Source organism: Sphingobacteriales bacterium (assembly GCA_016700115.1).
GTDB lineage: Bacteria > Bacteroidota > Bacteroidia > Chitinophagales > UBA2359 > UBA2359.
This window is the reverse complement of the sequence record CP064999.1, coordinates 5,535,581-5,560,579: the sequence shown is the minus strand read 5'-3', so window position 1 is coordinate 5,560,579 and position 24,999 is coordinate 5,535,581. Positions and strand designations below refer to the sequence as shown.

Below are 24,999 nucleotides of genomic sequence, written 5' to 3'. Positions count from 1 at the left end.
TGCAAATGAACGTTTACTATATGTAACGGGTTATTTTATAGTTAGTTGGAAGAATATGGTTTGACTGCTTTTTCAGAAAGGTTGTTAACTTCGCCTAACATCCAAAAATTAAACAAAAAGAATGTTCAAAGACAATTTTGACGACAAACTCAACAGCCAGGATGAGATGCTTGAAATCGTAAGACAATACGAAAATATGCAAAAGAACAGGCAGTCTCATTTTTTTGAACACGAAACATTAGAGGATATAGTTGCTTATTACGAAGAAAACTCAGAATGGGAAAAAGCTTATGATGCAGCTTTATATGCTCTTGAACAATTTCCAAACTCTTCGACATTTCTCTCTAAAAAGGCTCAATTTCTTTTTGAATTTAAGCAATATGATGAAGCTCTTGTGCTGGTAGAAAAAGCCCTTTTTCTTGCGCCAAACGATTTAGATACTCTTATATTACAGGCAGACATTTTAAACTCCAAAGGAGAGTTTAAAAAAACGCTTGAGATTCTTAAAAGGTGTCTGACTTTTGCTGATAAAGAAGAACAGTCAGATATTTATATAGCTGCATCAGATGTCTATGAAGCAAATGGGCACATGGATAAGGCTTACCGATATGCAAAAAAGGCACTTTTTTTAAGTCCAAACAGTGAGATGGCTCAAATTAGATATGACTATTTAGCTATTGAAACTAATCGCTTCAGAGAAAGTATAAAAATACAAAGAAAACTAATCAATGCTGAACCATATTCACATTTGGCATGGTATCATTTAGGTAATGCATGGTTTAGTATGGAGCGATATAAAAAAGCAATTTATGCCTATGAGTATGCTTTTATCATTAATGATGATTTTTCTGCTGCTTACAGAGACAGTGGGGAAGCTTATTTTGAATTGGGCAATTATATCAAGGCGAAAGAGATGTATATAGAGGCTCAAAAAAGAGGTGATAATGATGATGACATTTTCTATTGCATCGGATTATGCGCCCTTCATCTACAGTCATTCGAAGAAAGCACTAACTATTTTAATAAAGCCTTGCAAATTAATCCAAACAATGCAGATGCATATTTTCAGTTAGGGGAGTGCAGCCGCGAAAAAGGCAACTTTGATGAAGCTATAAGATTATACAACAAAGCTTTGAAAATTGATCCTAATTGTGATACCTACTTTTATGCAATAGCTTTGGTTTATGAATTAACTGAAAAATTTGAATTAGCGCTGCTTTATTACTTAGAGGCTATTGATGCAGACAAAGAGGAAACGGCTTATTATATAAAAGCCGCTTCTATGTATTTTCAGCTTGACTTAACAGAAGACAGTATTGAATTGTTAGAGTTTGCAATGAACAAATTTCCTGACCGTCATGAGTTGCTGTATATACTTGCAGCCTCTCTTATTACAATTGGCAGGAAACAAAAAGGGTATGTTTATCTAACACGCGCATTACAATTATATAGCGAAGGAATTGACTTATTCTTTACTGCATTGCCACATCTTAAAGATAACCCCGACATATTGATGCTGATTGAACTAAACCGCATAGGGAAGTAATGGGTTTTCATTTAGCATAGGATTTTAAATAAAAACTCCCGAATTGCTGATTTCGCGATTCGGGAGTTTTTTTTGTCTTTTTTAGTCTTTAGAATAAAGACATTAAATCAATATATATAAATATTACTCTACAGTTACCGATTTGGCTAAATTTCTGGGTTGATCAACATTACAATTGCGCAGCAATGCGATATGATAGGCTAACAATTGTAAAGGCACAACGGAAATCATTGGGGTAAATGGTTCAGAGGTACGTGGTATTTTAATTACAAATTCAGCCAGATTGCTAATCTGAGTATCGTTTTCTGTGGTTATTGCAATAATTCTACCCTTACGTGCTTTTACCTCCATAATATTGGATATTATTTTTTCGTAAGCACTTTCGTTTGTTGCAAGAACGACTACGGGCATTTCTTCATCAATTAGTGCAATTGGTCCATGTTTCATTTCTGCAGCCGGATAGCCTTCAGCATGAATATAGGAGATTTCTTTTAATTTTAAAGCCCCTTCCAATGCAACGGGAAAATTGTATCCACGTCCAAGATACAGAAAATTGCCTGCATGTTGAAACTCATTGGCTATGAACTTAATTTGTGGCTCCAGTTCGAGGGTTTTCTTAATTCTATTCGGAATTTGTTCGAGGTCGGTTAATAATTGACGGTAGCGCGATTCGGAAATAGTGCCTCTTAGGTGGGCAATCCTTAATGCCATAAGTGAAAGAATAGTGAGTTGTGCAGTAAATGCTTTGGTAGAAGCTACTCCGATTTCAGGTCCTGCATGGGTATAAGCACCTGCATGAGTAGTGCGGGCTATTGAGGAACCTACAACATTGCAAATTCCCAGAATAGTTGCCCCTTTTGATTTTGCCAGATCAATGGCAGCCAACGTATCTGCGGTTTCACCTGATTGTGAAATAGCAATGACTATATCACTTTCGTAAATCACCGGATTTCTGTATCTGAACTCTGATGCATATTCTACTTCAACAGGGATACGGGCCAGGTCTTCAATTAAATATTCTCCGACCAAACCGGCATGCCAACTCGTTCCGCAAGCAACAACAATGATTCTTCTTGCACTTCGCAGTTTTTGTTCGTATTCTTTGATACCGCCAAGAAGAATAACACCCAAATCAGCATGAAGCCTGCCTCTCATACTATCGGTTACAGAGTTTGGCTGTTCATGTATTTCTTTGAGCATAAAATGTTCATAACCGCCCTTTTCGAGCATTTCCAAACTCCATTCCAACTCTTCAACAAACGGAGTTTTGATTTGATTTTTGATGGTGCGTATAGCAAGTTCTTTATTCAGGTCAACTACTGCAATTTCTTCATCGTTCAAATAAACCACATTACGGGTATGTTCAATGATTGGCGTAGCATCTGAGGCAATAAAATATTCACCTTCACCAATTCCAATAACTAAAGGACTGCTTTTACGGGCGGCTACCAAACGTTCCGGGTCGTCTTTGGAAATCACTACAATGGCATAAGCTCCAACTACATGCTGAAGTGCTATTCTCACAGCTTCTTCCAAAGGAACTTGTTCGCGTTGTTGAACTTCTTCAATAAAATGTGCCAGAACCTCAGTATCAGTTTCTGATAAAAAAGTATGTCCGCGAGAAATGAGCATTTCTTTTAACACGGCATAGTTTTCAATAATTCCGTTGTGAATTAAAGCCAGCCTGCCATCTCCCGACAAATGAGGGTGTGCATTGACATCATTGGGTTCACCGTGTGTTGCCCAACGGGTATGTCCTATTCCAATAGTGCCGTGTGTATTTTTATCTGCCGCGTGTGATATCAGGTCGCTGACTTTACCTTTGCATTTGTAAATTCGCAAATCGCCGTTAATTAGCGCAACTCCTGCACTGTCATAACCACGGTATTCTAATCTTTGAAGCCCTTTAATCAAAATAGGGAAGGCATCTTTATGGCCTACATATCCTACGATTCCGCACATTTAATTTTGAAATTTTATGGTTGATAAATGGATGATTGCCTGTTAAATTTTTTTAAAAAAGGCAATGCAATATTAACCCTGAACATGACATTTAGGTTGGATTTTAAAGAAGGATGTTGGTTTTTTTGAACTTTTTACCTGCTTCAAATATTTTGCAAGCAATTGACAGATAGTAGCTTTTTAAAAGTCAAAAGTTGCAGAGGATTAAAAAGACTGCTTTAAATAGCCGTTAATTTAACGAAAACTGAGGCGCTACCTGTTCGAAATGGTTGTGAAAAGCTAATTCTGACACAACTGATTTTATATAAGTGTAAATTGGAAATCCGGCAATCAGGTCATAGACTTCTCGACGGTCTTCAGCATTTACAATGACCCATAGTTTAGATCGGTTGGCGGCAAGAGAATAGCTTAATACCTTTCCTTCGGCTAAAAGTTGGTCTATATGAGCGCGTTGATCAGGTATCAGTTCCAGAAAATTTTGGTTGAATGTATCAGGCAGTTGGATATCTATCATGTATAAACTCATAAAAAATGGATTAAAATGAGTAATGAGTGCAAAGTTAGTTATTTTGTCGGTTAACCTGTTTAAGTCTCAGGTTTGTTTTGTTTTATTGAATTTTGATATTGACCTCTTTTCCTTTTTTTTACAAGTGATTTTGGTTATAACGTTGACTGCTAATTCAGAATTGTTTTTGTTCAAAACTAAGCTGAACCGAGTTGGTTAAATTTGTGATTTGTAAAGTATAAATTGGCTGATAATTTTTAAGGGATTGAATTATAGTTTCCCTTTTTTAACATACATGCAGTCTGTTCAATTAGATATAAATTTTGCCGGATAGTTAAAGTTATACCGTTAACAATACAGGAGACCATAGTTTTTATGTCATAGTTGGTAATTACGATGTTTGTCCAGGTTAATTTTTATTTTTATGCCGAAATTCATAAGACCCAAAGAAACTTAGCTGATGATTCATAAATTTAAGTTTCCATTCTCCGGAAAATTGAAAACAACATCTAAACCGTTTTGTTTCTAATATGCTCATGAACAAGATGATTAAAAGCCCATTGAGATACCCCGGAGGAAAAAGCAGAGCAGTTTCTTTAATTGATTCGCTCATTCCCCCATATAAAGAATACAGAGAGCCTTTTGTTGGAGGGGGGTCTGTTTATATTCACCAACAGCAATTGCACCCGGCGGCTAAATTTTGGATTAACGATTTATACCCACCTCTTTTATGTTTTTGGAAACAGTGTAAAGAAAACCCTACTGAGCTGATTGAGGCTATATGGAGATTTAAAACCTTTTTTCCTGAAGGGAAAAAATTGTTTTTCTTCTTAAAGGAGCATTACCATACTTTTACCGAACCGGAAAAAGCAGCAGCTTTTTTTATCTTCAACCGGATTACTTTTTCCGGAACAAGTGACTCGGGAGGTTTTTCTGAAGCCGCTTTTCAAGGCAGATTTACCACTTCTTCTGTTGAAAGGGTGAAGGCACTTGCAATCAGACTTGAAACTGTCAAAATTACCAATTTAGATTACGCAGAAGTTGTAATGCAACAGGGTAATGAAGTATTCTTGTTTTTGGACCCCCCGTATTATTCGGCAGCCAAATCTGCGCTTTATGGTAAAAACGGACATTTACACAAAGATTTTGATCATATCCGGTTCGCAGAAACCATGAAAAAATGTCCCCACCAATGGTTAATTACTTATGATGATTCGGAATATATTTGCAAATTGTTCAGCTTTGCAAAAATCTTCAGTTGGGATCTGACTTATGGGATGAGAAATGTTGCTGCCAATTCTGACAAAACCGGAAAAGAAATATTTATCTCAAACTACCTGACCTCAATGAAACCTGCGAACTATTATAAGAACAATGAGAATCTAACTGAACTGCCAACTCTATAAAATCCTGATTTATTAAAATAATTTGAATTTAACGTAAATTCTTCTTTAAATTTGCCCTCAAATACTTGTGATACTGATATTAGAATTGAGTTTTAATTTCATTTTTGATGAGTGTTTCAAGTAAGACAGATTTACCAAAACCCAGTAAATAAATTGCAAACATTCATATTAATCGGACTTTTTTTCTGCCATTTTTTAGGAGATTTTACCTTCTTGTCAACAACTTCTATGCTAAGTGCCAAGCAAACCGGAAAGCAGGTTTTACCTGTTTTAGCTCATGCCGGAGTTCATGGTTTGCTGATGCTTATTTTCTTGTTTTGTTTTATACCAATTGATACCCTGCTCATTCTGAAACTCATAGGTTTTCAGGTTGTCACACATTTTTTAATAGATATTTCCAAGGGTAGGATGAATGGTTGGTTCCCTATACTAATAGACCCGGCAAACAAGTGGTTTTGGTTGTTATTTGGTTTCGATCAATTTCTTCATGCTTTGGTGATTATCGGGATGTCATATTATGCAGTAGCGTAATTGTTTTAGTTTTTTGTTGCCTTTTTATGAAGTTTGGATATGCTACCAATAGTTTAGGATATAGTTTTGTGTTTTTTAAATAAAATCATACATTCTTTACCCCTTTCCAAGCTTTAACAATCGTTCAAGTCTGTTCTGTTCGTTGGCTTTTAACCATTCATCTTTTGACAGCAATTCATAGGCCAACCAAAAATAGGTTTTTGCTTCCTCAATTTTACCTTGAAGTAGTAAACATTCTGCCAGCTCTTCATAAACATATCCATCAGGGTTTACATTTTTGTCCTCAATTTCTTTTGCTAATTGTTTTTGAATTTGCAGGGCTTCGTCTATTCGATTTAAGGACCTGTTGACCCTTCCGAGACACCATTTTGCAATAAAAATACCTTGCTCGTCCTTGTGTTCAATTCTCCAGGCTAAAGATTTTTCAAACATTACCAATGCTTTGGAATAATCCTGCATGTCATGGTATGTCCAACCGATATTATTATATAAAGGGCCTAACCAACCGGTTGCTTTTCTATTGTTTGATTTTTCAGCCAACTCCATTGCCAATAAATTCCAGGTCAACTGTTCCTGAGGTTTATCTGCTATTCCCAACATGTGAAGGGCATCTATGGCATAGAAATCTTCGTTGTTGATAACTGCTTTTTCAAAAGCTGCTTTAAACAAAGGTATTGCCTTTTCCTGTTCATTATTGGAATTGTAAGTACGTCCACGTTCGAGAAGATATCGAATTTCGGGAACCGGCATTTCCTGTGTGGAAAGCATTTTTTGAACAGAATCCAAAATTAAATGGGCTTCGGTAAATGCGCGTTGCAAACTTTGGGTTCTCGCTAACTGGGTCAGGAGTTCTGCCCGATAAAATTGATTGCCCGATTTTTCGGCATCATGCAATAATTCTTTAAATTTTAGTGCAGTTTCTTTTGGGTTACTATAATCCCAAAGTTTGTCTATCTCAGGAAGGTTTGTTTGAGAGGTTTTATCTTCTTCTTTCATATTCTTGGTATTGATTAGAATGAGGACTATGCAAGATGGAAATCATGCTTTTTGTAGATTTGCCGGTAATTTACAACTTTAGTCCAACTTCTCAGACTGATTGTAAAGTGAGCCTTGTTTGGAGATTTAAATTTTTAAACACTCCTGGAATTTTATTTATGAGTGGAGTTTATGTACACATTCCTTTTTGCAAACAAGCTTGTCATTATTGCAATTTTCATTTTTCAACCTCTTTGCGAAGTAAAAATGAAATGTTGATTGCTTTAAAACAGGAAATTGATTTGCGAAAAGATTATTTAGGCGATACAACGTTGATGAGTATCTATTTCGGAGGAGGCACTCCTTCCTTGTTAGAACCAGATGAGATTAATTCGCTCATTGAGCATCTCTCTGCCTATTTTACAATTTCTCCAGACGCTGAAATTACCCTGGAAGCCAATCCCGATGACCTTACCCCCGAAAAATTAAAAGGACTTCGACAAACGCCTGTGAACAGGTTGAGCATTGGGGTTCAGTCTTTTTCTGATGCCGATTTAAAATTTATGAACCGCGCTCATAATGCTCATGATGCTGTTGCTTGTTTAAAAAATGCCCTCGAGGCCGGATTTTCGAACCTTAGCATTGACCTGATTTATGGTACTCCCACATTGAGCAAAGAACAATGGCAAGCTAACCTATCAACTGTTATTGAGTTAAATATTCCCCATATTTCGGCATATTGTCTGACCGTTGAGCCTAAAACAGCATTACAACATTTTATTGAGATTGGTAAAGTTGCTCCTGTTGACGAACTATTATCGGAGAAACAATTTCAAATCCTGACCCAAACATTGGCAAAATACAACTACCAGCACTACGAGATATCTAATTTCTGTTTGCCCGGATATGTTGCCGGCCATAACAGCAGTTACTGGACCGGCAAACCCTATCTTGGGATTGGACCTTCAGCTCATTCTTTTAACGGAATATCGCGCCAATGGAATGTATCTAACAATGCACAATATCTCAAATCAATTGCGCAAAGCATCATTCCTTTCGAAATAGAAGTGTTGAGTGTGGATGACCGGTTTAATGAATACCTGATGACAACCTTAAGAACTTCCTGGGGTTGTAAGTTTGAGTATATCCTGCTCAATTTTGGCAGGAATTATTTGGAGCACCTAAGAAAGGGAGTTGAAAAATATATCATCAGCGGTAAAATGAGCATAGAAACGGAAACGCTGTATTTATTGCCTCATGCCCGTTTTACCGCCGATGCAGTGATTGCCGATCTGTTTATCTGAAATTTGCGATGTCCGTGCGCATAAAATTTCAGAGCATTGATACTGGTTGCCAAAAACTTAAATACCAAACTATTCTGAAAGAACAGTCATGGTCATTTTTACATCTTTTACCGGGCGATCTCCGGCTTGCGTGGGCACGACAATTATTTTTTCCAACACTTCCAATCCTTCGACTATTTCACCAAACACGGTATATTGAGCATCTAAAAAAGCAGTTCCACCAATGGTTTTATAAGTTTCAATTTGCTGGGGGGTAAGAACAAATCCATTTCGCGTCAATTGTTCAATATCGGCATCGCTGAGTACCTTTCCATGTACTAAATAAAATTGGCTGCCGGAAGATCGTCTTTGAGGATTTCCCTGATCGCCGGTTCTTGCAGCAGAAAGTGCTCCTTTTTTGTGAAACAAATTGGGGTTAATTTCTGCCGGCAGAGTATATCCCGGACTGCCCATGCCCAATTGTTGTCCGGGTTCTGCATTTCTGGAATTTGGGTCGCCTCCTTGAATCATAAAGTCTTTAATGATGCGGTGGAACAACAAATCGTTGTAAAAGCCTTCTTTTACCAATTTCAGAAAATTGTCGCGGTGGTAGGGCGTTTCATTATAGAGTTTAACGATGATATTGCCAAAATCGGTTGTGATTAAAACGCGGGGCTCTTTGACTTTGGTTTCGTTTTGAGCAGTCAAGGTGATAAAGTTTACGGTTAAAAGAAATAGAAAAAACAGGTTTTTGAACATTTTTTATGATTTTCAAAAAGTTAGAGAATAAAAAAAACTGCTTCAATTCAAATTGGAGCAGTTTTATGAATTAACGGACTAAAAAACAAATTTTAGCTGACATGGTTCGATATTATTTCTTGTCTAAAACAAAAAGGTTAATCGTTTCGCCGTTTTCGATAGTTGCTTTTGGGGTTTGCTGACCGTTTGTGATCACTTTAACCACTTTAGAAATATAGTCGTTCAGTTCGCTGGTATTGATAAATCCATCGCCGTTCAGGTCTGCAATGATGGGTTGGCCATTGAAAGTAGTATAGGGTTTTTGGTTAAAACAATTGAGTACGGCTTCGGTAAAGGCACCATTTTCCCATTCTTTGCGTTCCTGCGACATTTGCATACGGCTACTTGAAGCAAAGAAGTAGAGGGCTTTTGACTGCAAGGCATCCTTGAGTTCTCTGACTGCAATATCTGTGCTTTCACTGCCTTTTAGCGCTAATCCGTCATTAACTAAATCAGAACTTCCGGATCCACTATGGCAGGCATCGAATAACTGGACAACTGTGCAATCAAATTGACGGATTTGTTCGGCAAGCCATTTGTTTGAAAGTGCTGAAATAGACAAATAGTCCAACCCTGCATCAGCATCATAAGTTCGGATATAAAAATCTCCCTGTGTGTCAATTTCTCCGTGCGAAGAGATATGCAAAACAAACAAATCGCCTTTAACCGCCATTTTGCGCATACTGTAAATTGCTTTTTTGATGTTTTGCGTGGTGGCATCTTCGTTAATCAGTTTTTCGATAACGATGTTTTTATACAGGCGTTCATATTCGGGCATTTTGCTTTGCAGATAAAACGCATTGGCAAAATCATTGGCATCGGCATCGGCATAGTTAATATTGTATTGGCTTTGCTGATATTTGGCAATTCCTACAGTCAGGATATAGAGGTTTGGTTTTTCGGCCATTTCGCTGCTGTAATACAACACTTTTTTGGTTTCCGAGTTTGTACTGCCGTTGTTGTTCACAGCGCGCAGATAAAATTCATTGAGGCCGGGTTGAAGGTTTATGGTAGTTTCGACCAATACATCGTGATTTTCCGTATCTGATTTGCTGATTTTTTTAATGCTTGTTCCTTTAATACCGGGTTGAAGGTCTTGCAACTGGTTGTTGATGACCAACAGGTAATCTGCTAACTGAGTAGAGGACGATATGAGCGCTTTAACGGTAATTTCAGGCTGTTCAACGGTTGTAACAGCATCCAAAGGAGCTTCTATGGTTATTTGAGGTTTATTGGTAGAGTTAATTATCTGCACTTTTTTGAACGAACCGGCTTCTTCAAACTGTGGTTCGATGATTGTCCAACCCAACGAGCTGATATAACCAAAATTTCCGTTCCATTCAACGGAAGCCAAACCTTCTGAAAAATCGTTCGCCCACTTGTATTCAGGTGCTACAACAAATTCGCCCCGGTTATTGATAAAACCATAACGACCTTCAAAGCGCACTTTTGCCAATCCTTCTGCAAAAGGTTTGGCATCTTCAAACTGAGGCACAATGACAAATGTGCCTGCCGTATTGATATAGCCATAATAGCCGTTAAACCGGACGGCGGCTAATCTTTCCGTAAAATAATCGGCATCTTCAAAAACGGGGTTGATGCCAAAATTGCCGTTAGAGTCAATATATCCGTATTTTCTGTTTTTTGCGACTGCCGCAAGACTTTCTGAAAAATGTCGGGCATCTTCGAATTGCGGAGCAATGGCAAATTGACCTTTGGTGTTCAGGTAACCATATTTTCCGTTGGATCTGACCACTGCCATGCCTTCTGAAATGAAGTTGGAAAGGTCTTCGCTTGGGGGTAATTCAACAAAATTGCCTGACATATCAATATAGCCCCATTGGCCGTTCAGGGAAACCAAAGCTACTCCTTCCGAAAAATCATAGGCATCGTCAAACTGAGGTTCGAGTACATACTCTCCTTTGGAATTGATATATCCAAATTTTCCTCCCAACAAAACCGGTGCAAGTCCATCTGAAAAATCGCCGGCTAATTCGTAATTGTGTTGAGTCAAATAACGTCCTTGTTTATCAATATATCCCCATTGCCCGTTTTGTTTTACCCGTGCAATATTTTCCGAATAATTATAGGCATCGTCAAATTTGGGCTCAATGACATATTTACCATTGCCATTGATAAATCCCCAAAGGCCATTGACTTTCACAGCAGCCAATCCTTCTGTAAATTCATTGGCAAACTCAAATTTCGGGAATACGATAAATTTACCGCTATCGTTGATATATCCCCATTTGCCGTTGTCTTTTACCGGAGCAAGTAGGATGGTTTGCTCATTTTGAGCAACCGAGGTCAGGTAAAATGTGAGCAGGGAGGCTATCAAAATTCGTTTAAACATAGCTTTTGATATAGTTAGTATGTTGTTCATATTGGTTTGGATTAGGAGTTAAATCAGGGTTTTTTAGCAAAATGGTTCATATCAATAATCACCGGAACTATCCGGCTATCTTCTAAATTGGCTTCAAATCCAATTCTTGAACTTTCGTAAATAATTTGAGACCTTTCGGCAATCCTTCCGGTAAAAATGGTTTGCAACCTGTCGTACAAATTCCCTGTTGTTTTGACAAGCTGTTCTTGTAACGATGGCATGTCAATAGGTTCTTTTGAAAACAGAAAACAGTTCAAAGTTCCGGTGCTGTTGTCCAACTGCATACAAAAATCTTCATGTGGCAAAGCCAATGTACCTTTATGGTAAGGAATAATGGCTGATATGCTGTTGGGTTTTGTTTGTTCAGAACCGTACAAACTCATCACCTCCGGCTGAAATGGATATAGCAGATCGAATTGGTTGTTGTCATCAATACTGAAGGCATAAACATTCATGTTTTTCGATCCAAGCGTTAAAAATACCTGAAAACCGGTATAGGGTGCATGGATATTATGCATCGAATATACAGCGCCGTTTTGAGTGGCACGCATCGAGCCAATCACTTCAGAAGTACAGTTCATGTCCATTCCTTCTGCTTGAAGTGCCAGTTCTTTATAGTCAATATTTGCTGCAAAATTGTTTTCAGGAACAATTGTGGGCAGGTCATAAATGACCTGATAGGCTTCTTTGACGTAAATGTTAAAGTCTTCATACCTGACATAAAGAAAGCCGCCGTTTCCCCATTCACTGCCCCATGAATTCATGATTTCAAAAGTTTGGGTTTCGTCGTCATATCCCACCACCAACATGGCATGAATACTGGCCTGACCTTTGTCCCCTTTGTTGGGATTCCAGGTATTGTCTTCGTGCTGAATGTCTTTAAAATTCTCGTATATCTGCATTCCGATAACAACAGGCAGATTATTGGCTATGCTATGACGGACTTTACTGACTTTGGCATTGTCCTGTTTGACAAAGGTGATGCGCTGAAAATCTTTAATGCGGAAATTAACGGCATCTTTAACCTGAGACTCAGAAGGGGTGAAGCTGCAATTTTCGTCAAAAGGATATTGGTTGATTTTTACGTTTCCCACCCTTTTCATTACGTTAAGTGCATCAGAAATATGCACGCCGATATAACAATCATAATCCTGACCTTCGTAGGCAAGTACCTGACGATAGACGAAAGAAGGTGAAAAAGCATTGGTATTGACCACTGATTTTTTCTGTTCGTTGTCCCAACCCTGAGAAACAGCTTCAATAATTGTTCGGGCACCATAAGCAGCAGCCCATCCCACACAGGTTCCGGTTCCTAACTGGTCGCCGGGTATGGGGCAATATTTTTTAAGGTTATGACGATAGGGAATATTATCGTAACTTTTGTTGGTGAGCGGTGTTGCCAAAGGAACTTCGCTGTATTTTACGTCATCTATGACAACGCCTCCCCCAAACCGATCGGGTTGTGCGGCTACATATACCGGCATCAATACTATCAAAACCGGAAGCAACCAATAAAAAACAGGGTTCGGGTATTTGAAGGACATAAATACCATATTTAATTGAATGAAAAGCTAATGTTTTTGTGTTTTATTACACTGCTATGATAAAAAATAGCGGGTAAAACAACACGAAGATACATACATTTGTAATAATTGTACAAATATTTTACCCATTTTAACAAATCCTGCGAACGTTTTAATATGTTTACCGCTATCTGAAAACGCTTTTTAAAACCTTTTCGTTGCTTTTTATGGTAATTTTTTTAAAATAAAATCAGGAACCGGTCTTGTAAACCTTGTTATTTCAAATTTAACCGAAACCAAATTATTATTGTTTTTTAATATGAACTTACTAATCAAAAATATTGCCGGTTTAGTTCAGGTCGAATCAAATCACCCTGCCAAATGGATAGCGGGTTCTGATATGAAAACCTTGCCGGTTTTGAACGATGCTTTTTTATGGATTAAAAACGGGATTATATTCGATTTTGGACTGATGCCCGATTGCCCGGCGGTTGAAGGTGAAACCGGGATTATTGATGCTAAAGGTAAAATGGTTTTTCCTTGTTGGTGCGATTCTCATACACATATTGTATATGCCGGAAGTCGTGAACAGGAATTTGTTTACCGCATTCAGGGCAAAACCTACGAAGAAATAGCTAAACAAGGAGGTGGAATATTAAACTCAGCGTTGAGGCTTCAACATGCTGATGAAGATGAACTGTACGAATCAGCCCTTAACAGATTGAATGAAGTTATCGGGTACGGTACCGGAGCGATAGAAATTAAAAGTGGATACGGACTGAATCTTGACGCAGAAATGAAAATGCTCAGAGTCATTCGCCGTCTGAAAGAAAACAGCCCAGCAACTATAAAAGCTACTTTTTTAGGCGCTCATGCCATCCCTTTGGAATATAAAAACAACCGTCAGGGCTATATTGATGAAATCATAGAAAGAATGTTACCGGCAATTTCCAACGAAGGTTTGGCCGACTATATTGATGTGTTTTGCGATAAAGGTTTTTTTACTGTTTCTGAAACAGCACAGATTTTAAAGGCGGGAAACCGTTATGGACTAAAACCAAAAATCCATGCCAATGAACTGGCCATCAGCGGGGGGGTACAGGTTGGTGTTGAACATCACGCTTTATCCGTTGACCATTTGGAAAGAATGGGTCAAGAGGAAATTGATTGCCTGATGGGAACCAACACCATGCCGACCCTTTTACCCGGCACTGCCTTTTTTCTCAATATCCCCTTCGGCCCGGCCAGAAACATGATAGATGCAGGTCTTCCTGTTGCTTTAGCAACTGACTACAACCCGGGTTCAACGCCTTCCGGCCGAATGTCTTTTGTGTTGTCTTTGGCATGTCTCAAAATGGGTATGTTGCCCGAAGAAGCCATCAACGCAGCAACCATTAACGGAGCTTATGCGATGGAACTTTCCAATACGCATGGCAGCATCTACAGGGGTAAAGTTGCCAACGTGTTTATTACCCAACCCATTCCTTCCATCACATTTGTGCCTTATGCCTATGGAAGCAATGTAGTGGAAACAGTGATTTTGAATGGGAAAGTTGTTTTTTAGTGGATAATGGATAATGTCTTGTGCTTTGCCTTCTTGAAATACATTTGCACAATTTGAATTGAATTTAAACTCCTGTTAGTTTTTATCCTTTTGGGATGTTCCATTAACAGATTTCTATCGGTTAAAGCCAGGCACTTTTCACTTTTAGTTTTTCACTTTTCACTTACCAAAATCTTCCCGCTTGCCACCACCTGTCCCGATAAGGGCAACAACACCCGATAGTAGTAAATGCCCGCCGGAAGATGTGCTACCGAAATCTCCTCAATGCCGTTGTTGCCGGTTAAGGTGGTTTCGGCTACCTGCCTGCCGGTCATGTCGTACAAATACCATCCGGCATTGCCCGAAGAAAGGATACCGGCAGGAATTTGGTAGCGGATGTTGAGATAGGTAGAAGCAGGAACGGGATAGACCATTGCCGATATTTCAGGGCTTGAATTGGAGGTGATGCCGGGTAGTACTTCTACCACTACGGTGCTGTCGCAACCCACATAACTGCATGTATTGCCAAGGCTGTCTATTTTTAAAACCCATGCGGTTTGGGGGCTGCTGTATTGGTAGCCTGCCAGCACATAGCCGCCATCGGGGGTGGGTTGGAGGTCTTTTATGTAGCAAGGATTATCGGAGTCTAATGTAATGGGTTTTGACCATTCAATGGAGCCATTTGCTCTATAGCTTACAATCACAGGTGTCCAGTTACCAAACACATCATAATATACAGAGGCTCCAATTATGCGTTTCCCCGATTGAATAATAGGAAATGTTTGAAGCGATGAAAAGGTGGAATAAGTGCCATGTATTTTCTCCCAAATAGTATTGCCTACGCTATCTATTTTGGCAATATAATTTTTGCTTTGCCACGGGTCATTGGAGTTGTGCCAACAACTCGTCATAATATACTCAATGGGTTCTCCATTTAGATACTCATCATGCGATATCAAAGGGGTTACTAATGCAGCACAATTGCTATAAGCGTTTCCATACTTTTTCGTCCAGAGGGTATCGCCGTTGGCGGCGGTTTTGACCACAAACATATCGTAACCGGTGGTAGTAGAGTAGCCCATTCCGCCAAATATGTAGCCGCCATCCCAAGGGGTGTATTGTACGGTGAAAAAACGGGCATCGTTGCCCATCAGATAGCGTTTGTCCCATTCAAAGTTGCCCTCACTGTCTATTTTGAGAGCGTAGGCTTTTACGGTGTCATTGGTTATAACTCCTTCCATGCCGGCTATCATGTAGCCATCATCAGGAGTTTTTATTATTTGCTTTGGTGTTTGACGGGCTTCTATATTAAATTTTTTATGAAGCATTATTTCGCCATCATAGTTAAATTTAGTCAAACAAATGTCTTGTGTTTTTTTATAAGTTGCCGTTAATATGTTTGGTTCGTGTAAAACTTGTCCCCCCCATTCGATAATTCCCAAATCGGCCAAGTTTTCTATAATTTCGAAGGGTTTTATCCACTCCGTCTCACCCGTCAAATTTAACTTTCGTATGTATAAGACATAGTTTTCGGAAGTAGCATAGCCACCCAAAGTCAAATATCCGTCTTCTATAGGTTGTATCGCCTGTGCCAATATATTCATGGTGTCGCTGGATAAAACCTTGTTAAAATAAACAAACTGGGCAACTTGAGCTTTTGAATGAAAGACACATAGAATCAATATGATGAAAAAGAATTGTTTTTTCATAATGAGGGGTTTAAAAAAAACTAAAGGCGCAGATGAAAACATCCATCTGCGCCTTTAAGAAAAAATGCTACCGCACAATGACTAATTTTACAACGTCTGCTTCCTCAGACAAACGACAGAAATATATACCGGTTGGCAACTTGGCAACATTTACAAGGGTGTTTTGTGCAATATTTTTTTGTATCAGTACTAATCTACCTTGCAAATCAAATATTTCCAGTATTTGGTTGGGTTTGACATATCTGGTAAACATAACAGTAACTTGGTCTTGCGCCGGATTGGGCACTAATTTATAATTCGGAATTTTTACAACATTATTTGCAAGCAAATTAATAGTAGCCCCATGCCTTAAGTAATCAGTACTTTTATAAACAGCCAAAACACTTTGAGCTAAAGCACTGTTTTTAGAAAACTCATTTTCTGCAATATTATTTACCGTTGTCGCAGCTATATTTGCTTTACCACTCCCTTCCAAACCGCCCTCTATAATGGCTTGGTATAGGGCTATAAACTCGGCGTTTTCGGGTGTGTTGGGCAAGTTTTGCAGTTCCTCCAAGGCTTGTTCATAAAGGTGTTCATCTACATAAGTGCCTACTAGGAGGCGTATTGCCCATTCGGTGTCTAAACAGTGTAGCAGTGCAAGCAGGCTATCGCGTTGGTTGGAGCGCAAGAAGTTGTAAATACGTCGTTCTATATCGTTTTCGTTATTGCAATCTGCCATACCTACTTCTTCTATGGGAATACTAACAGTGCAAGTTGAATTCTCGAAGCTCTCTAATGTTGAGCAGAATATAACATCAACATCACCTACAACATAAACAGAAGGAACACTACCGACAAAGGGGTCTGAATATGCGTAGTTGTCAACATTTAGGTACAGTGTAGAGGAACTTTCGTTGTAGATGTGCAAATTCGAGTAGCTTAGAGGAGTATCTACTTCTTCAACATAATGCCAATGGGTGTGATGGGCGAGATCTGAACCATTTGGATCAATCAAATCACATTCTCCTTGCGGAGGCAGAGTAGCATCAGGTGCAGCAAGGTGCCAGTCAATATCACAGTCGTCGTAGGCGTTGCAGTTGGTGTAGAGGCGGTTATTGTTGCCAATAAATTGGGTGGCGGGGTTTAGCCGTCCGTCGAAAAGGTTGTTTAGCACATGCGACACAAAGCCGGTATATTCGGTGTTGTCAAAAACTGCGCCGAATGTAAAGGGGTTGTATTGGGCCTCTGCCGCCAAAAAACTATTGCCTTCTACGGTTAACCCTATGCTGCCGTAGGTTAGCAGCCCGTAGGTATCGTCTGCTTGCGAACTGCCGGGAGGAACGGAAAACGTGTTGTAGGTAACCTTGCTGCCTACCGTTCCGTTTAGGGTAATTTGTTTTTTGGTGGTTTGGAAGTTTTGGTTGGAGATGTTTACGTTTTTCATAACCGTCTGAGTATTATAGACATCTATACCCTTGCTCAGTCCGCTAAACTCAAAGATTTCCGGATTGTCGGGGTCGGTAATGATATGGGTTTCGGTCAGCATGTCGTTTTGAAAGAGGCATAAGAGGAACAAACCTATTATCTGAACCATAACATGCAGGGTTTAATGATGAACAACAGGATAAAAGTAACGTTTTTGTAAAACGAAAACAACGAAATCTGATTTAGTTAAACGGTAAAATTGTTTGGTGCCATGCCTATCGGCATTATCCGGTAGAGACAAGGCATGCCTTGTCTCTACTACCTGCCCACCACCACCTTCCCACTCGCCACCACCTGTCCCGATAAGGGCAACAACACCTGATAGTAGTAAATACCAGCCGGCAAATGTTCTACCGAAATCTCCTCAATGCAGTTGTTGCCGGTTAAGGTGGTTTCGGCTACCTGCCTGCCGGTTATGTCGTACAAATACCATCCGGCATTGCCCGAAGGAAGGATGCCGGATGGTATTTGGTAGCGGATGTTGAGATAGGTAGAAGCAGGAACGGGATAGACCATTGCCGATATTTCAGGGCTTGAATTGGAGGTGATGCCAGGCAGCACTTCTACCACTACCGTGCTGTCGCAACCCACATAACTGCATGTATTGCCAAGGCTGTCTATCTTTAAAACCCATGCAGTTTGGGGGCTGCTGTATTGGTAGCCTGCTAATACATAGCCGCCGTCGGGGGTGGGTTGGAGGTCTTTGAGGTAGCAATCCTTTTGCGGGTCAATAGTAAAAGTTTTTGACCATTCTATCGTTCCATTAGATTTAAAACTGAAAACGACTGCCTCTTTTCGACCATTTGAGTTGGTAAAACCAGTAGCTCCTATTATACCTTTATCACTTTTTACAATTGGAAAAGTTTGAAGCCCCGGCATTGCCTCATAGGTATTGTATTTGTTACTCCAAATAATATTGCCGGTTTCATTTAGTTTGGCTATATAAAAACGCCGGTCAAACATTAAGGAACTTTCTTTCCAACAAGCCGTAAGCACATACTCTATAGGCATACCTGCTTCAAACTCCTCTAAAGTGGTAATAGGTACTACCAATGCTGCACAATCATCATAAATCCCTCCATACCTTTTTGTCCAGAGGGTATCTCCATTGGCGAGGGTTTTAACCACAAACATATCGTAGCCGTTGGTGGTGGAATAGCCCCACCCTCCAATAATATATCCTCCGTCCCAAGGGGTTTGCTGTACGCTGAATGCGCGAGAATCATGGTCCAACATATAGGTTCTTGACCACTCATAATTGCCTTCTGCATCGGTTTTTAACAAAACAAAACGAGCCGTATCTTGTACATACCTATAACCCGCCATAGCAAATCCGTTATCTGAAGTTTGAATAAGAGAACGGGTAAACTGCGAGTACTCATTAGGGTATGATTGATGCCAAATAGTATCGCCATCTGAACTGAACTTAAATAGATGTGGTATAAGCCTGAGTGCAGGTGTGTAAGTGATTTCTGCTATGGTACAAACAAAATTGCCATCAGAAGTGGGTTTCACAAAACTTCCATCTTCTACTACGCCCCACTCAGTTCCTATTACTAAGCTCTTAAACGATAAAGTATCGCCTTGTTCATCAATATTCATGACATATATGGCATAGTTAATGTCCGAATTTTTATAATTTCCTATTACCATGTACCCCCCAGAAACAGGTTGAATAACTTGAGACAGCATATAAGAAGTATCGCCGCCAAATACTTTATTGAAATAAGTGAATTGGGTTTGAGCATCCACTTTAACCGTACATAAACAACCAAGCAGTATGATTACAAGAATTTTCATGTAATTATTTTTTAAATTGGGGTGTTGCCCGAAAGATATCAGGCAACACCTAACTTATAATTATTTACTATTTTACAATAGCTAATTTTTGTACCGATCCTATGCCCTCTAAACGGCAAAAATATATGCCGGTATTTAGTTGACTTATTACTAAATCCATCTCCACACTTGCCCTTGGTACGAATATACTAATTACTTCTCTTCCACTAAAATCAAATACCTGAAAACGACCGTTTTGCTTTAATGGGTGTAAAAATTTACAGACAACATTTGTAGAGGCCGGATTAGGAATAAGGCGGAATATGTTAGTATTCTTTAGGAGTGGTGATAGATTCAACTGAACAGGCTGCCCATGCCTTATGTAATCTTGATTACTATATACTGCCAATACACTTTCAGCCAAAGCACTATGTACCGAATTGCTGTTTGCCGCAATGGCACTAATCGTGCTTAATGCCGCATTAGTTTTTCCACTACCTTCCTGTTCTTCCAATCCTCCCTCAATAATAGCTTGATACAGAGCTATAAACTCTGCATTTTCGGGTGTATTGGGCAGGTTTTGCAGTTCCTCCAAGGCTTGTTCATAAAGGTGTTCATCTACATAAGTGCCTACTAGGAGGCGAATAGCCCATTCGGTATCTAAACAGTGTAGCAGTGGGGACAGGCAAAACGTCCGAACCATGATTTACGGGATTTTGAAGATGAACTCGGTTTATCTGTTTTTCCAACCGAAAGATAGGTAATATTTTTCAATTAAATATCTGCCTTGCAAACCCTGTCGGCGTTGGCAACACCAACAGGGTTGAAAACAAAGCAGTTTCTATCGGTTAAAGCCAGCCACTTTTCACATTTAGTTTTTCACTTTTCACTTACCAAAATCTTCCCGCTTGCCACTGCCTGTCCCGATAAGGGCAACAACACCCGATAGTAGTAAATGCCCGCCGGAAGATGTGCTACCGAAATCTCCTCAATGCCGTTGTTGCCGGTTAAGGTGGTTGAAGCTACCTGCCTGCCGGTTATGTCGTACAAATACCATCCGGCATTGCCCGAAGGAAGGATGCCGGATGGTATTTGGTAGCGGATGTTGAGATAGGTAGAAGCAGGAACGGGATAGACCATTGCTGATATTTCAGGGCTTGAATTGGAGGTGATGCCGGGCATAACTTCTACCACTATCGTGCTGTCGCAACCCACATAACTGCATGTATTTCCAAGGCTGTCTATCTTTAAAACCCAGGCGGTTTGGGGGCTGCTGTATTGGTAGCCTGCCAGCACGTAGCCGCCATCGGGGGTGGGTTGGAGGTCTTTGAGGTAGCAATCCTTTTGCGGGTCAATAGTAAAAGTTTTTGACCATTCTATCGTTCCATTAGATTTAAAACTGAAAACGACTGCCTCTTTTCGACCATTTGAGTTGGTAAAACCAGTAGCTCCTATTATACCTTTATCACTTTTTACAATTGGAAAAGTTTGAAGCCCCGGCATTGCCTCATAGGTATTGTATTTCTTACTCCAAATAATATTGCCGGTTTCATTTAGTTTGGCTATATAAAAACGCCGGTCAAAAATTAAGGAACTTTCTTTCCAACAAGCCGTAAGCACATACTCTATAGACATACCTGTTTCAAACTCTTCTAAAGTAGTAATAGGAACTACCAATGCTGCACAATCATTATATTCTCCTCCATATCTTTTCGTCCAAAGGGTATCGCCATTGGCGAGAGTTTTAACCACAAACATATCGTAGCCGGTGGTGGTGGAGTAGCCCATGCCGCCAAAGATGTAACCACCATCCCAAGGGGTGTGCTGTACGGTGAAAAAACGGGCATCATTGCCCATCAAGTAGCGTTTGTCCCATTCAAAGTTGCCCTCACTGTCTATTTTTAGGGCGTAGGCTTTTACGGTGTCGGCGGTTACTACTAACTCTCTTCCTGCTATAATATAACCGCCGTCATTAGTATGTATTATCTGTTGAGGAGTTTGTTTACCAATTTGACCGAATGTTTGGGTAAAAATCACATTGCCTTCGTAGTTTAATTTTGTCAAACAAATATCATCTCCTTTGCGATATGTTACAGCTAATCCAGTAACTTCTCTTAAAGCCAAAGCCCCCCATTCTATTACACCAAGATTAGCTATACTACCAACTTCACCAATTTCAAACTCTTTAATCCATTTCACCTCACCTATATTGTCAATTAGCTGTACGTAAAATGCTCGATGAGTTGACAATGTATAACTTCCTAAAACATAGTACATTTCTCCTACCGGCTGCACCACTTGTGCCAATATATTTATAGTGTCATTGCCTCCGTATATTTTGTTGAAATAAGTAAACTCTATGTTTTGCCCTTGTAATTCAAGGAAAAGTGTCAAAAAATAGCATATAATTATTGCCTTTTTCATTTTCAGCATGATTAAAAAATGAAAATGCGCAGGTGTTTGTTTTGACCTGCGCATTTGAGAAAAAATGCTACCGCACAACGGCTAATTTTACGACATCCGCCTCATCAGATAAACGGCAGAAATACACGCCGGTTTGCAAATTGGCAATATTTACAAGGGTGTTTTGTGCAACATTTTTTTGTATCAGAACTAATCTGCCTTGCAAATCAAATATTTCCAGTGTTTGGTTGGGTTTGACATATCTGGTAAACATAACAGTAACTTGGTCTTGCGCCGGATTGGGCACTAATTTATAATTCGGAATTTTTACAACATTATTTGCAAGCAAATTAATAGTAGCCCCATGCCTTACGTAATCAGTACTTTTATAAACTGCTAAAACGCTTTGAGCTAAAGCACTGTTTTTAGAAAACTCATTTTCTGCAATATTATTTATCGTTGCCGCAGCTACATCAGATTTACCACTTCCTTCTATACCACCTTGTATTATAGCTTGGTACAAAGCTATAAATTCAGCATTTTCCGGTGTTTCCGGCAAGTTTTGCAGTTCGTGTAATGCTTGTTCAAAAAGACCCTCATCAACATAAGTACCAACCAACAAGCGTATTGCCCATTCAGTGTCTAAACAGTGTAACAACGCAAGCAAGCTATCCTGTCATTATCCCCTATTTATAGTCGCTTTTCATATATGCACGAACAAAGCTAACTTTTTATGAATACCCTTGTATCTTTTATGCTAATTTTTTTAAAATTAATTGAGCTTACTCAAAACAATTCTCTCGTAATGGGTTTAAATAGGCATTTAATAATGACTGTACATTGAATGAAGGAACAAAGTCTTATTTACGTAGAGATTGACTATCGGCAGGTTTTATCCATCCTCATTCGTCAAAAGTTGTTTGTGGGTTGCCTCGAAATATGGAGATAGATGCACCAACTTTTTTCAGACATGTATGTCCCCAAAACATCCGATGTCTGAACGCCCAACCTTTAGATGTAAAAAAATACTGTTTACAAACCTCCTAAAGCAAAAGTGTATAGGAAAATCCAAAAAGTGTATAGGAAAATTGAAAAAGAGGATTGGAAAGGGGAGAAAGTGTCTATTGTTTACACTTTTTAGTGTCAACTTTAGGGGTTTTAGTCAGTTGCTCATTCGGTTTAACGGATAGATTCATACGGGTTATATTGGTTTTGCAATGATTGTAGGTGATGATTGCTGAAATGTTTTTCTGTTCTACTTAGTTTCCTGTTTTAAACCAATCGGAAGATAAAACCTGCTTTGGTACAATATGCTGTATTTTAGGTTTGTTGTAGCGTGGGTAAAAGGGTTGGGTCAAAAATTATTTTCTCAAAAGATGGGTTTAAGATGTAGCACATTTGCAATGTGATGTATTTATGGCTCATGTTTTATGTGCATTAGAGGTATTAAGTAATTGTTTCCGTCATTTGCTTCTATCAGTAAGTTACCCTATCTTTAGACCCTAATAATCACCCTGTTTGTCTTATGAACAACCGCCGTGTTTCGAATGATACCTGGATGAATGGAATTATTGCAGGTATTTCAGCCCCAATCTTGATGTTTGCCATTTTGAAAGGTATAGAATGGTTGTTGATAAAATTTTATATGCCGGACACCTGGAGTGGTTTTACCCTTCGATTTATGTTAATAGTCAGTTTGCTGGCAAATATTCTTCCGGCAAAGGTGTTTGAACGACAAGAGCGCGACTATTCAATGCGGGGAACAATAGGGGTTACTATTTTATTGGCATTAGTGCTCACTTTTTATTATTATTCCCCTTTTAAATAAAACTTTCATTCAACGAATTACCCATCCGTCAGATTTTGAGGGCTCGGGTCATTTCGCGTTTTCCAATTGGCCCCTGAAGCGACTCAACTTTAAACCCCACCTCTTTTAAGGTTCTTTTTACGATGCCTTTGGCACAATAGGTGGTTAAAATTCCTCCCTTTTTTAAGGAATCAAACATTTTGGAAAAAACATCGGCAGTCCATAATTCCGGCTGTGCGGTTGGAGCAAAAGCATCAAAATAAATCAAATGAAATTTGTTTGAAGGGTGATAGGCCTGAATAGTGGTTTCTAATTTTGTAATTGTAAAATGGGATGAAATGCTAACAGCCTGATTCCATTCAGATTGGTGAAGAAGGTTAAAAACCTCAGTTGCCGCTTCTGAATTCAACAGTTCCGGGTAGTTGAGTTGGGAGGCAATTGCTGTTTCAAGCGGAAAAGCCTCAATAGCAGTATAGTTTATGGTTCTTTCCGGATTTTTTTGATGGTTCAGGTAAGTTAATAATGCGTTTAATCCGGTTCCAAACCCTATTTCGAGCAGGTTAAGCGGGTTCTGCCCGGAGCTTACAAAATCAAAACCTGCGCGGATAAAAACATGTTCAGATTCTTGAATTGCGCCATGAACGGAATGGTAATGCTCGTCAAATTCAGATAAATATATAGAATGAGAACCATCAGCAGTGGTTATCAATTGCCTGTTCATATCGTTTATCGTTAATTTCAGAATGATATTTAACAGAAATCGCCCAAAAAAATGTCAATGGAAATAAATTTAATTGATATATTGCCCGTTTTAATTGACTTTTTTGAAGTTTTAATTGCAATTTAAGCCTCTAAAATTGCAATTTAAGCTTCTAAAATTATAATTTAAGCCTCTAAAATTGTAATTTTATTCTTTCCAATCTCTTTTTTGCTTTATAAAATTGAGATTTTCTTTAGGGAAATTTCAATTTTTGCCTTTAAAATTTCAATTTTGGTTTTTAAAATTGCAATTTTAAACAAGGAAATTACAATTTCTAATTTGAAAATTGCAATTTTTATCTTTAAAATGTCAATTTTTACCTTTAAAATTGAAATATTTTTAGCCCTTTTTAGGGAAGTTATTTTTACAATATAGGGTAGGGGGGGGCGAAATATGCATTAGGGGCATTGTTTTTTGATACAACCCCCCTGTGGTTTTTGATTAAAGGGTGCGTTTTTTTTCCAGAGGCTTTGATTTTAATTTAACAAAAGCCATAGTTTCGTATGCAAATACCCCCCCCAATTTTTTATATCAATCATAAGAGTTCAGATAGTTTGATTCCATAGTTCTAATTAATCAGGAAAAAACCGAAAACTAAATTGCTGACACACGAATATTT

At 38.9% G+C, this 24,999-nt stretch carries 19 protein-coding genes; 6 read left to right on the top strand and 13 right to left on the bottom strand.

The genetic code is table 11. The annotated features are described in order from the left end of the window. Window positions 1-121: 121 nt before the first annotated feature. The gene (locus IPM47_19970) at window positions 122-1,546 is read left to right on the top strand and encodes a tetratricopeptide repeat protein (GenBank protein ID QQS29084.1); all 1,425 of its coding nucleotides are present in this window, start codon (window positions 122-124) and stop codon (window positions 1,544-1,546) included. Between the two features lie 123 nt (window positions 1,547-1,669). Here IPM47_19970 and glmS read toward each other — a convergent pair whose 3' ends face one another. Beyond that, the gene (gene glmS / locus IPM47_19965; protein QQS29083.1) at window positions 1,670-3,508 is read right to left on the bottom strand and encodes a glutamine--fructose-6-phosphate transaminase (isomerizing); all 1,839 of its coding nucleotides are present in this window, start codon (window positions 3,506-3,508) and stop codon (window positions 1,670-1,672) included. Between the two features lie 229 nt (window positions 3,509-3,737). Beyond that, a complete protein-coding gene (locus tag IPM47_19960) occupies window positions 3,738-4,034 on the bottom strand; it encodes a hypothetical protein (protein ID QQS29082.1) in 297 nt (98 codons plus the stop codon). A 524-nt stretch (window positions 4,035-4,558) separates the two neighbouring features. Here IPM47_19960 and IPM47_19955 point away from each other — a divergent pair. Continuing rightward, the gene (locus IPM47_19955) at window positions 4,559-5,419 is read left to right on the top strand and encodes a DNA adenine methylase (GenBank protein ID QQS31536.1); all 861 of its coding nucleotides are present in this window, start codon (window positions 4,559-4,561) and stop codon (window positions 5,417-5,419) included. A gap of 153 nt (window positions 5,420-5,572) precedes the next feature. Then, a complete protein-coding gene (locus IPM47_19950; protein ID QQS29081.1) occupies window positions 5,573-5,950 on the top strand; it encodes a DUF3307 domain-containing protein in 378 nt (125 codons plus the stop codon). A gap of 96 nt (window positions 5,951-6,046) precedes the next feature. Here the strand turns inward: IPM47_19950 and IPM47_19945 are convergent, their stop codons facing one another. Then, complete coding sequence (locus tag IPM47_19945) at window positions 6,047-6,946, bottom strand: tetratricopeptide repeat protein (GenBank protein ID QQS29080.1); 900 nt, start codon at window positions 6,944-6,946, stop codon at window positions 6,047-6,049. Window positions 6,947-7,104: 158 nt separating this feature from the next. On the opposite strand from IPM47_19945, the gene hemW reads away from it, so the two are divergent. Continuing rightward, entirely contained in the window at window positions 7,105-8,229 is a 1,125-nt protein-coding gene (gene hemW / locus IPM47_19940; protein ID QQS31535.1) for a radical SAM family heme chaperone HemW, read from the top strand. A 69-nt stretch (window positions 8,230-8,298) separates the two neighbouring features. Here the strand turns inward: hemW and IPM47_19935 are convergent, their stop codons facing one another. From IPM47_19935 to IPM47_19925, 3 genes are all read right to left on the bottom strand, one after another. Next, window positions 8,299-8,967: a peptidylprolyl isomerase gene (locus tag IPM47_19935; GenBank protein ID QQS29079.1), complete on the bottom strand. Its 669-nt coding sequence runs from the start codon at window positions 8,965-8,967 to the stop codon at window positions 8,299-8,301. Between the two features lie 112 nt (window positions 8,968-9,079). Further along, window positions 9,080-11,389 carry a WG repeat-containing protein gene (locus IPM47_19930; GenBank protein QQS29078.1) on the bottom strand — a complete coding sequence of 770 codons (2,310 nt, stop codon included), beginning with the start codon at window positions 11,387-11,389 and terminating at the stop codon, window positions 9,080-9,082. 23 nt (window positions 11,390-11,412) lie between these two features. Then, the gene (locus IPM47_19925; GenBank protein ID QQS29077.1) at window positions 11,413-12,933 is read right to left on the bottom strand and encodes a C1 family peptidase; all 1,521 of its coding nucleotides are present in this window, start codon (window positions 12,931-12,933) and stop codon (window positions 11,413-11,415) included. Window positions 12,934-13,231: 298 nt separating this feature from the next. Between IPM47_19925 and IPM47_19920 the strand changes: the two genes are divergently transcribed. Beyond that, the gene (locus tag IPM47_19920) at window positions 13,232-14,476 is read left to right on the top strand and encodes an imidazolonepropionase (GenBank protein QQS29076.1); all 1,245 of its coding nucleotides are present in this window, start codon (window positions 13,232-13,234) and stop codon (window positions 14,474-14,476) included. Between the two features lie 152 nt (window positions 14,477-14,628). On the opposite strand, the gene IPM47_19915 is transcribed toward IPM47_19920, so the two are convergent. The 6 genes from IPM47_19915 to IPM47_19890 form a co-directional block, all read right to left on the bottom strand. After that, complete coding sequence (locus IPM47_19915; GenBank protein ID QQS29075.1) at window positions 14,629-16,164, bottom strand: T9SS type A sorting domain-containing protein; 1,536 nt, start codon at window positions 16,162-16,164, stop codon at window positions 14,629-14,631. Window positions 16,165-16,231: 67 nt separating this feature from the next. Then, entirely contained in the window at window positions 16,232-17,740 is a 1,509-nt protein-coding gene (locus IPM47_19910) for a T9SS type A sorting domain-containing protein (GenBank protein QQS29074.1), read from the bottom strand. A gap of 149 nt (window positions 17,741-17,889) precedes the next feature. Then, window positions 17,890-19,431: a T9SS type A sorting domain-containing protein gene (locus IPM47_19905; protein ID QQS29073.1), complete on the bottom strand. Its 1,542-nt coding sequence runs from the start codon at window positions 19,429-19,431 to the stop codon at window positions 17,890-17,892. Window positions 19,432-19,498: 67 nt separating this feature from the next. Then, window positions 19,499-20,113 (bottom strand): T9SS type A sorting domain-containing protein, encoded by a 615-nt coding sequence (locus IPM47_19900; GenBank protein QQS29072.1) that lies wholly within the window; start codon window positions 20,111-20,113, stop codon window positions 19,499-19,501. A 176-nt stretch (window positions 20,114-20,289) separates the two neighbouring features. Next, window positions 20,290-21,834 carry a T9SS type A sorting domain-containing protein gene (locus IPM47_19895; protein QQS29071.1) on the bottom strand — a complete coding sequence of 515 codons (1,545 nt, stop codon included), beginning with the start codon at window positions 21,832-21,834 and terminating at the stop codon, window positions 20,290-20,292. 67 nt (window positions 21,835-21,901) lie between these two features. Continuing rightward, window positions 21,902-22,471 (bottom strand): T9SS type A sorting domain-containing protein, encoded by a 570-nt coding sequence (locus IPM47_19890; protein ID QQS29070.1) that lies wholly within the window; start codon window positions 22,469-22,471, stop codon window positions 21,902-21,904. Between the two features lie 867 nt (window positions 22,472-23,338). Between IPM47_19890 and IPM47_19885 the strand changes: the two genes are divergently transcribed. Then, a complete protein-coding gene (locus IPM47_19885) occupies window positions 23,339-23,641 on the top strand; it encodes a hypothetical protein (protein ID QQS29069.1) in 303 nt (100 codons plus the stop codon). Window positions 23,642-23,669: 28 nt separating this feature from the next. On the opposite strand, the gene mnmD is transcribed toward IPM47_19885, so the two are convergent. Next, the gene (mnmD, locus tag IPM47_19880) at window positions 23,670-24,341 is read right to left on the bottom strand and encodes a tRNA (5-methylaminomethyl-2-thiouridine)(34)-methyltransferase MnmD (protein QQS29068.1); all 672 of its coding nucleotides are present in this window, start codon (window positions 24,339-24,341) and stop codon (window positions 23,670-23,672) included. Window positions 24,342-24,999 lie beyond the last annotated feature (658 nt).

What these genes read in the sequence shown, in the direction of transcription:
- IPM47_19945 (QQS29080.1), bottom strand. Translation starts at nt 6,946, where the DNA reads ATGAAAGAAGAAGATAAAACCTCTCAAACAAACCTTCCTGAGATAGAC.
- mnmD (QQS29068.1), bottom strand. Translation starts at nt 24,341, where the DNA reads ATGAACAGGCAATTGATAACCACTGCTGATGGTTCTCATTCTATATAT.
- IPM47_19910 (QQS29074.1), bottom strand. Translation starts at nt 17,740, where the DNA reads ATGGTTCAGATAATAGGTTTGTTCCTCTTATGCCTCTTTCAAAACGAC.
- IPM47_19925 (QQS29077.1), bottom strand. Translation starts at nt 12,933, where the DNA reads ATGTCCTTCAAATACCCGAACCCTGTTTTTTATTGGTTGCTTCCGGTT.
- IPM47_19935 (QQS29079.1), bottom strand. Translation starts at nt 8,967, where the DNA reads ATGTTCAAAAACCTGTTTTTTCTATTTCTTTTAACCGTAAACTTTATC.
- IPM47_19930 (QQS29078.1), bottom strand. Translation starts at nt 11,389, where the DNA reads ATGAACAACATACTAACTATATCAAAAGCTATGTTTAAACGAATTTTG.
- IPM47_19955 (QQS31536.1), top strand. Translation starts at nt 4,559, where the DNA reads ATGATTAAAAGCCCATTGAGATACCCCGGAGGAAAAAGCAGAGCAGTT.
- IPM47_19915 (QQS29075.1), bottom strand. Translation starts at nt 16,164, where the DNA reads ATGAAAAAACAATTCTTTTTCATCATATTGATTCTATGTGTCTTTCAT.
- IPM47_19895 (QQS29071.1), bottom strand. Translation starts at nt 21,834, where the DNA reads ATGAAAAAGGCAATAATTATATGCTATTTTTTGACACTTTTCCTTGAA.
- IPM47_19970 (QQS29084.1), top strand. Translation starts at nt 122, where the DNA reads ATGTTCAAAGACAATTTTGACGACAAACTCAACAGCCAGGATGAGATG.
- IPM47_19885 (QQS29069.1), top strand. Translation starts at nt 23,339, where the DNA reads ATGAACAACCGCCGTGTTTCGAATGATACCTGGATGAATGGAATTATT.
- hemW (QQS31535.1), top strand. Translation starts at nt 7,105, where the DNA reads ATGAGTGGAGTTTATGTACACATTCCTTTTTGCAAACAAGCTTGTCAT.
- IPM47_19920 (QQS29076.1), top strand. Translation starts at nt 13,232, where the DNA reads ATGAACTTACTAATCAAAAATATTGCCGGTTTAGTTCAGGTCGAATCA.
- IPM47_19960 (QQS29082.1), bottom strand. Translation starts at nt 4,034, where the DNA reads ATGAGTTTATACATGATAGATATCCAACTGCCTGATACATTCAACCAA.
- IPM47_19900 (QQS29072.1), bottom strand. Translation starts at nt 20,113, where the DNA reads ATGGTTCGGACGTTTTGCCTGTCCCCACTGCTACACTGTTTAGATACC.
- IPM47_19905 (QQS29073.1), bottom strand. Translation starts at nt 19,431, where the DNA reads ATGAAAATTCTTGTAATCATACTGCTTGGTTGTTTATGTACGGTTAAA.
- glmS (QQS29083.1), bottom strand. Translation starts at nt 3,508, where the DNA reads ATGTGCGGAATCGTAGGATATGTAGGCCATAAAGATGCCTTCCCTATT.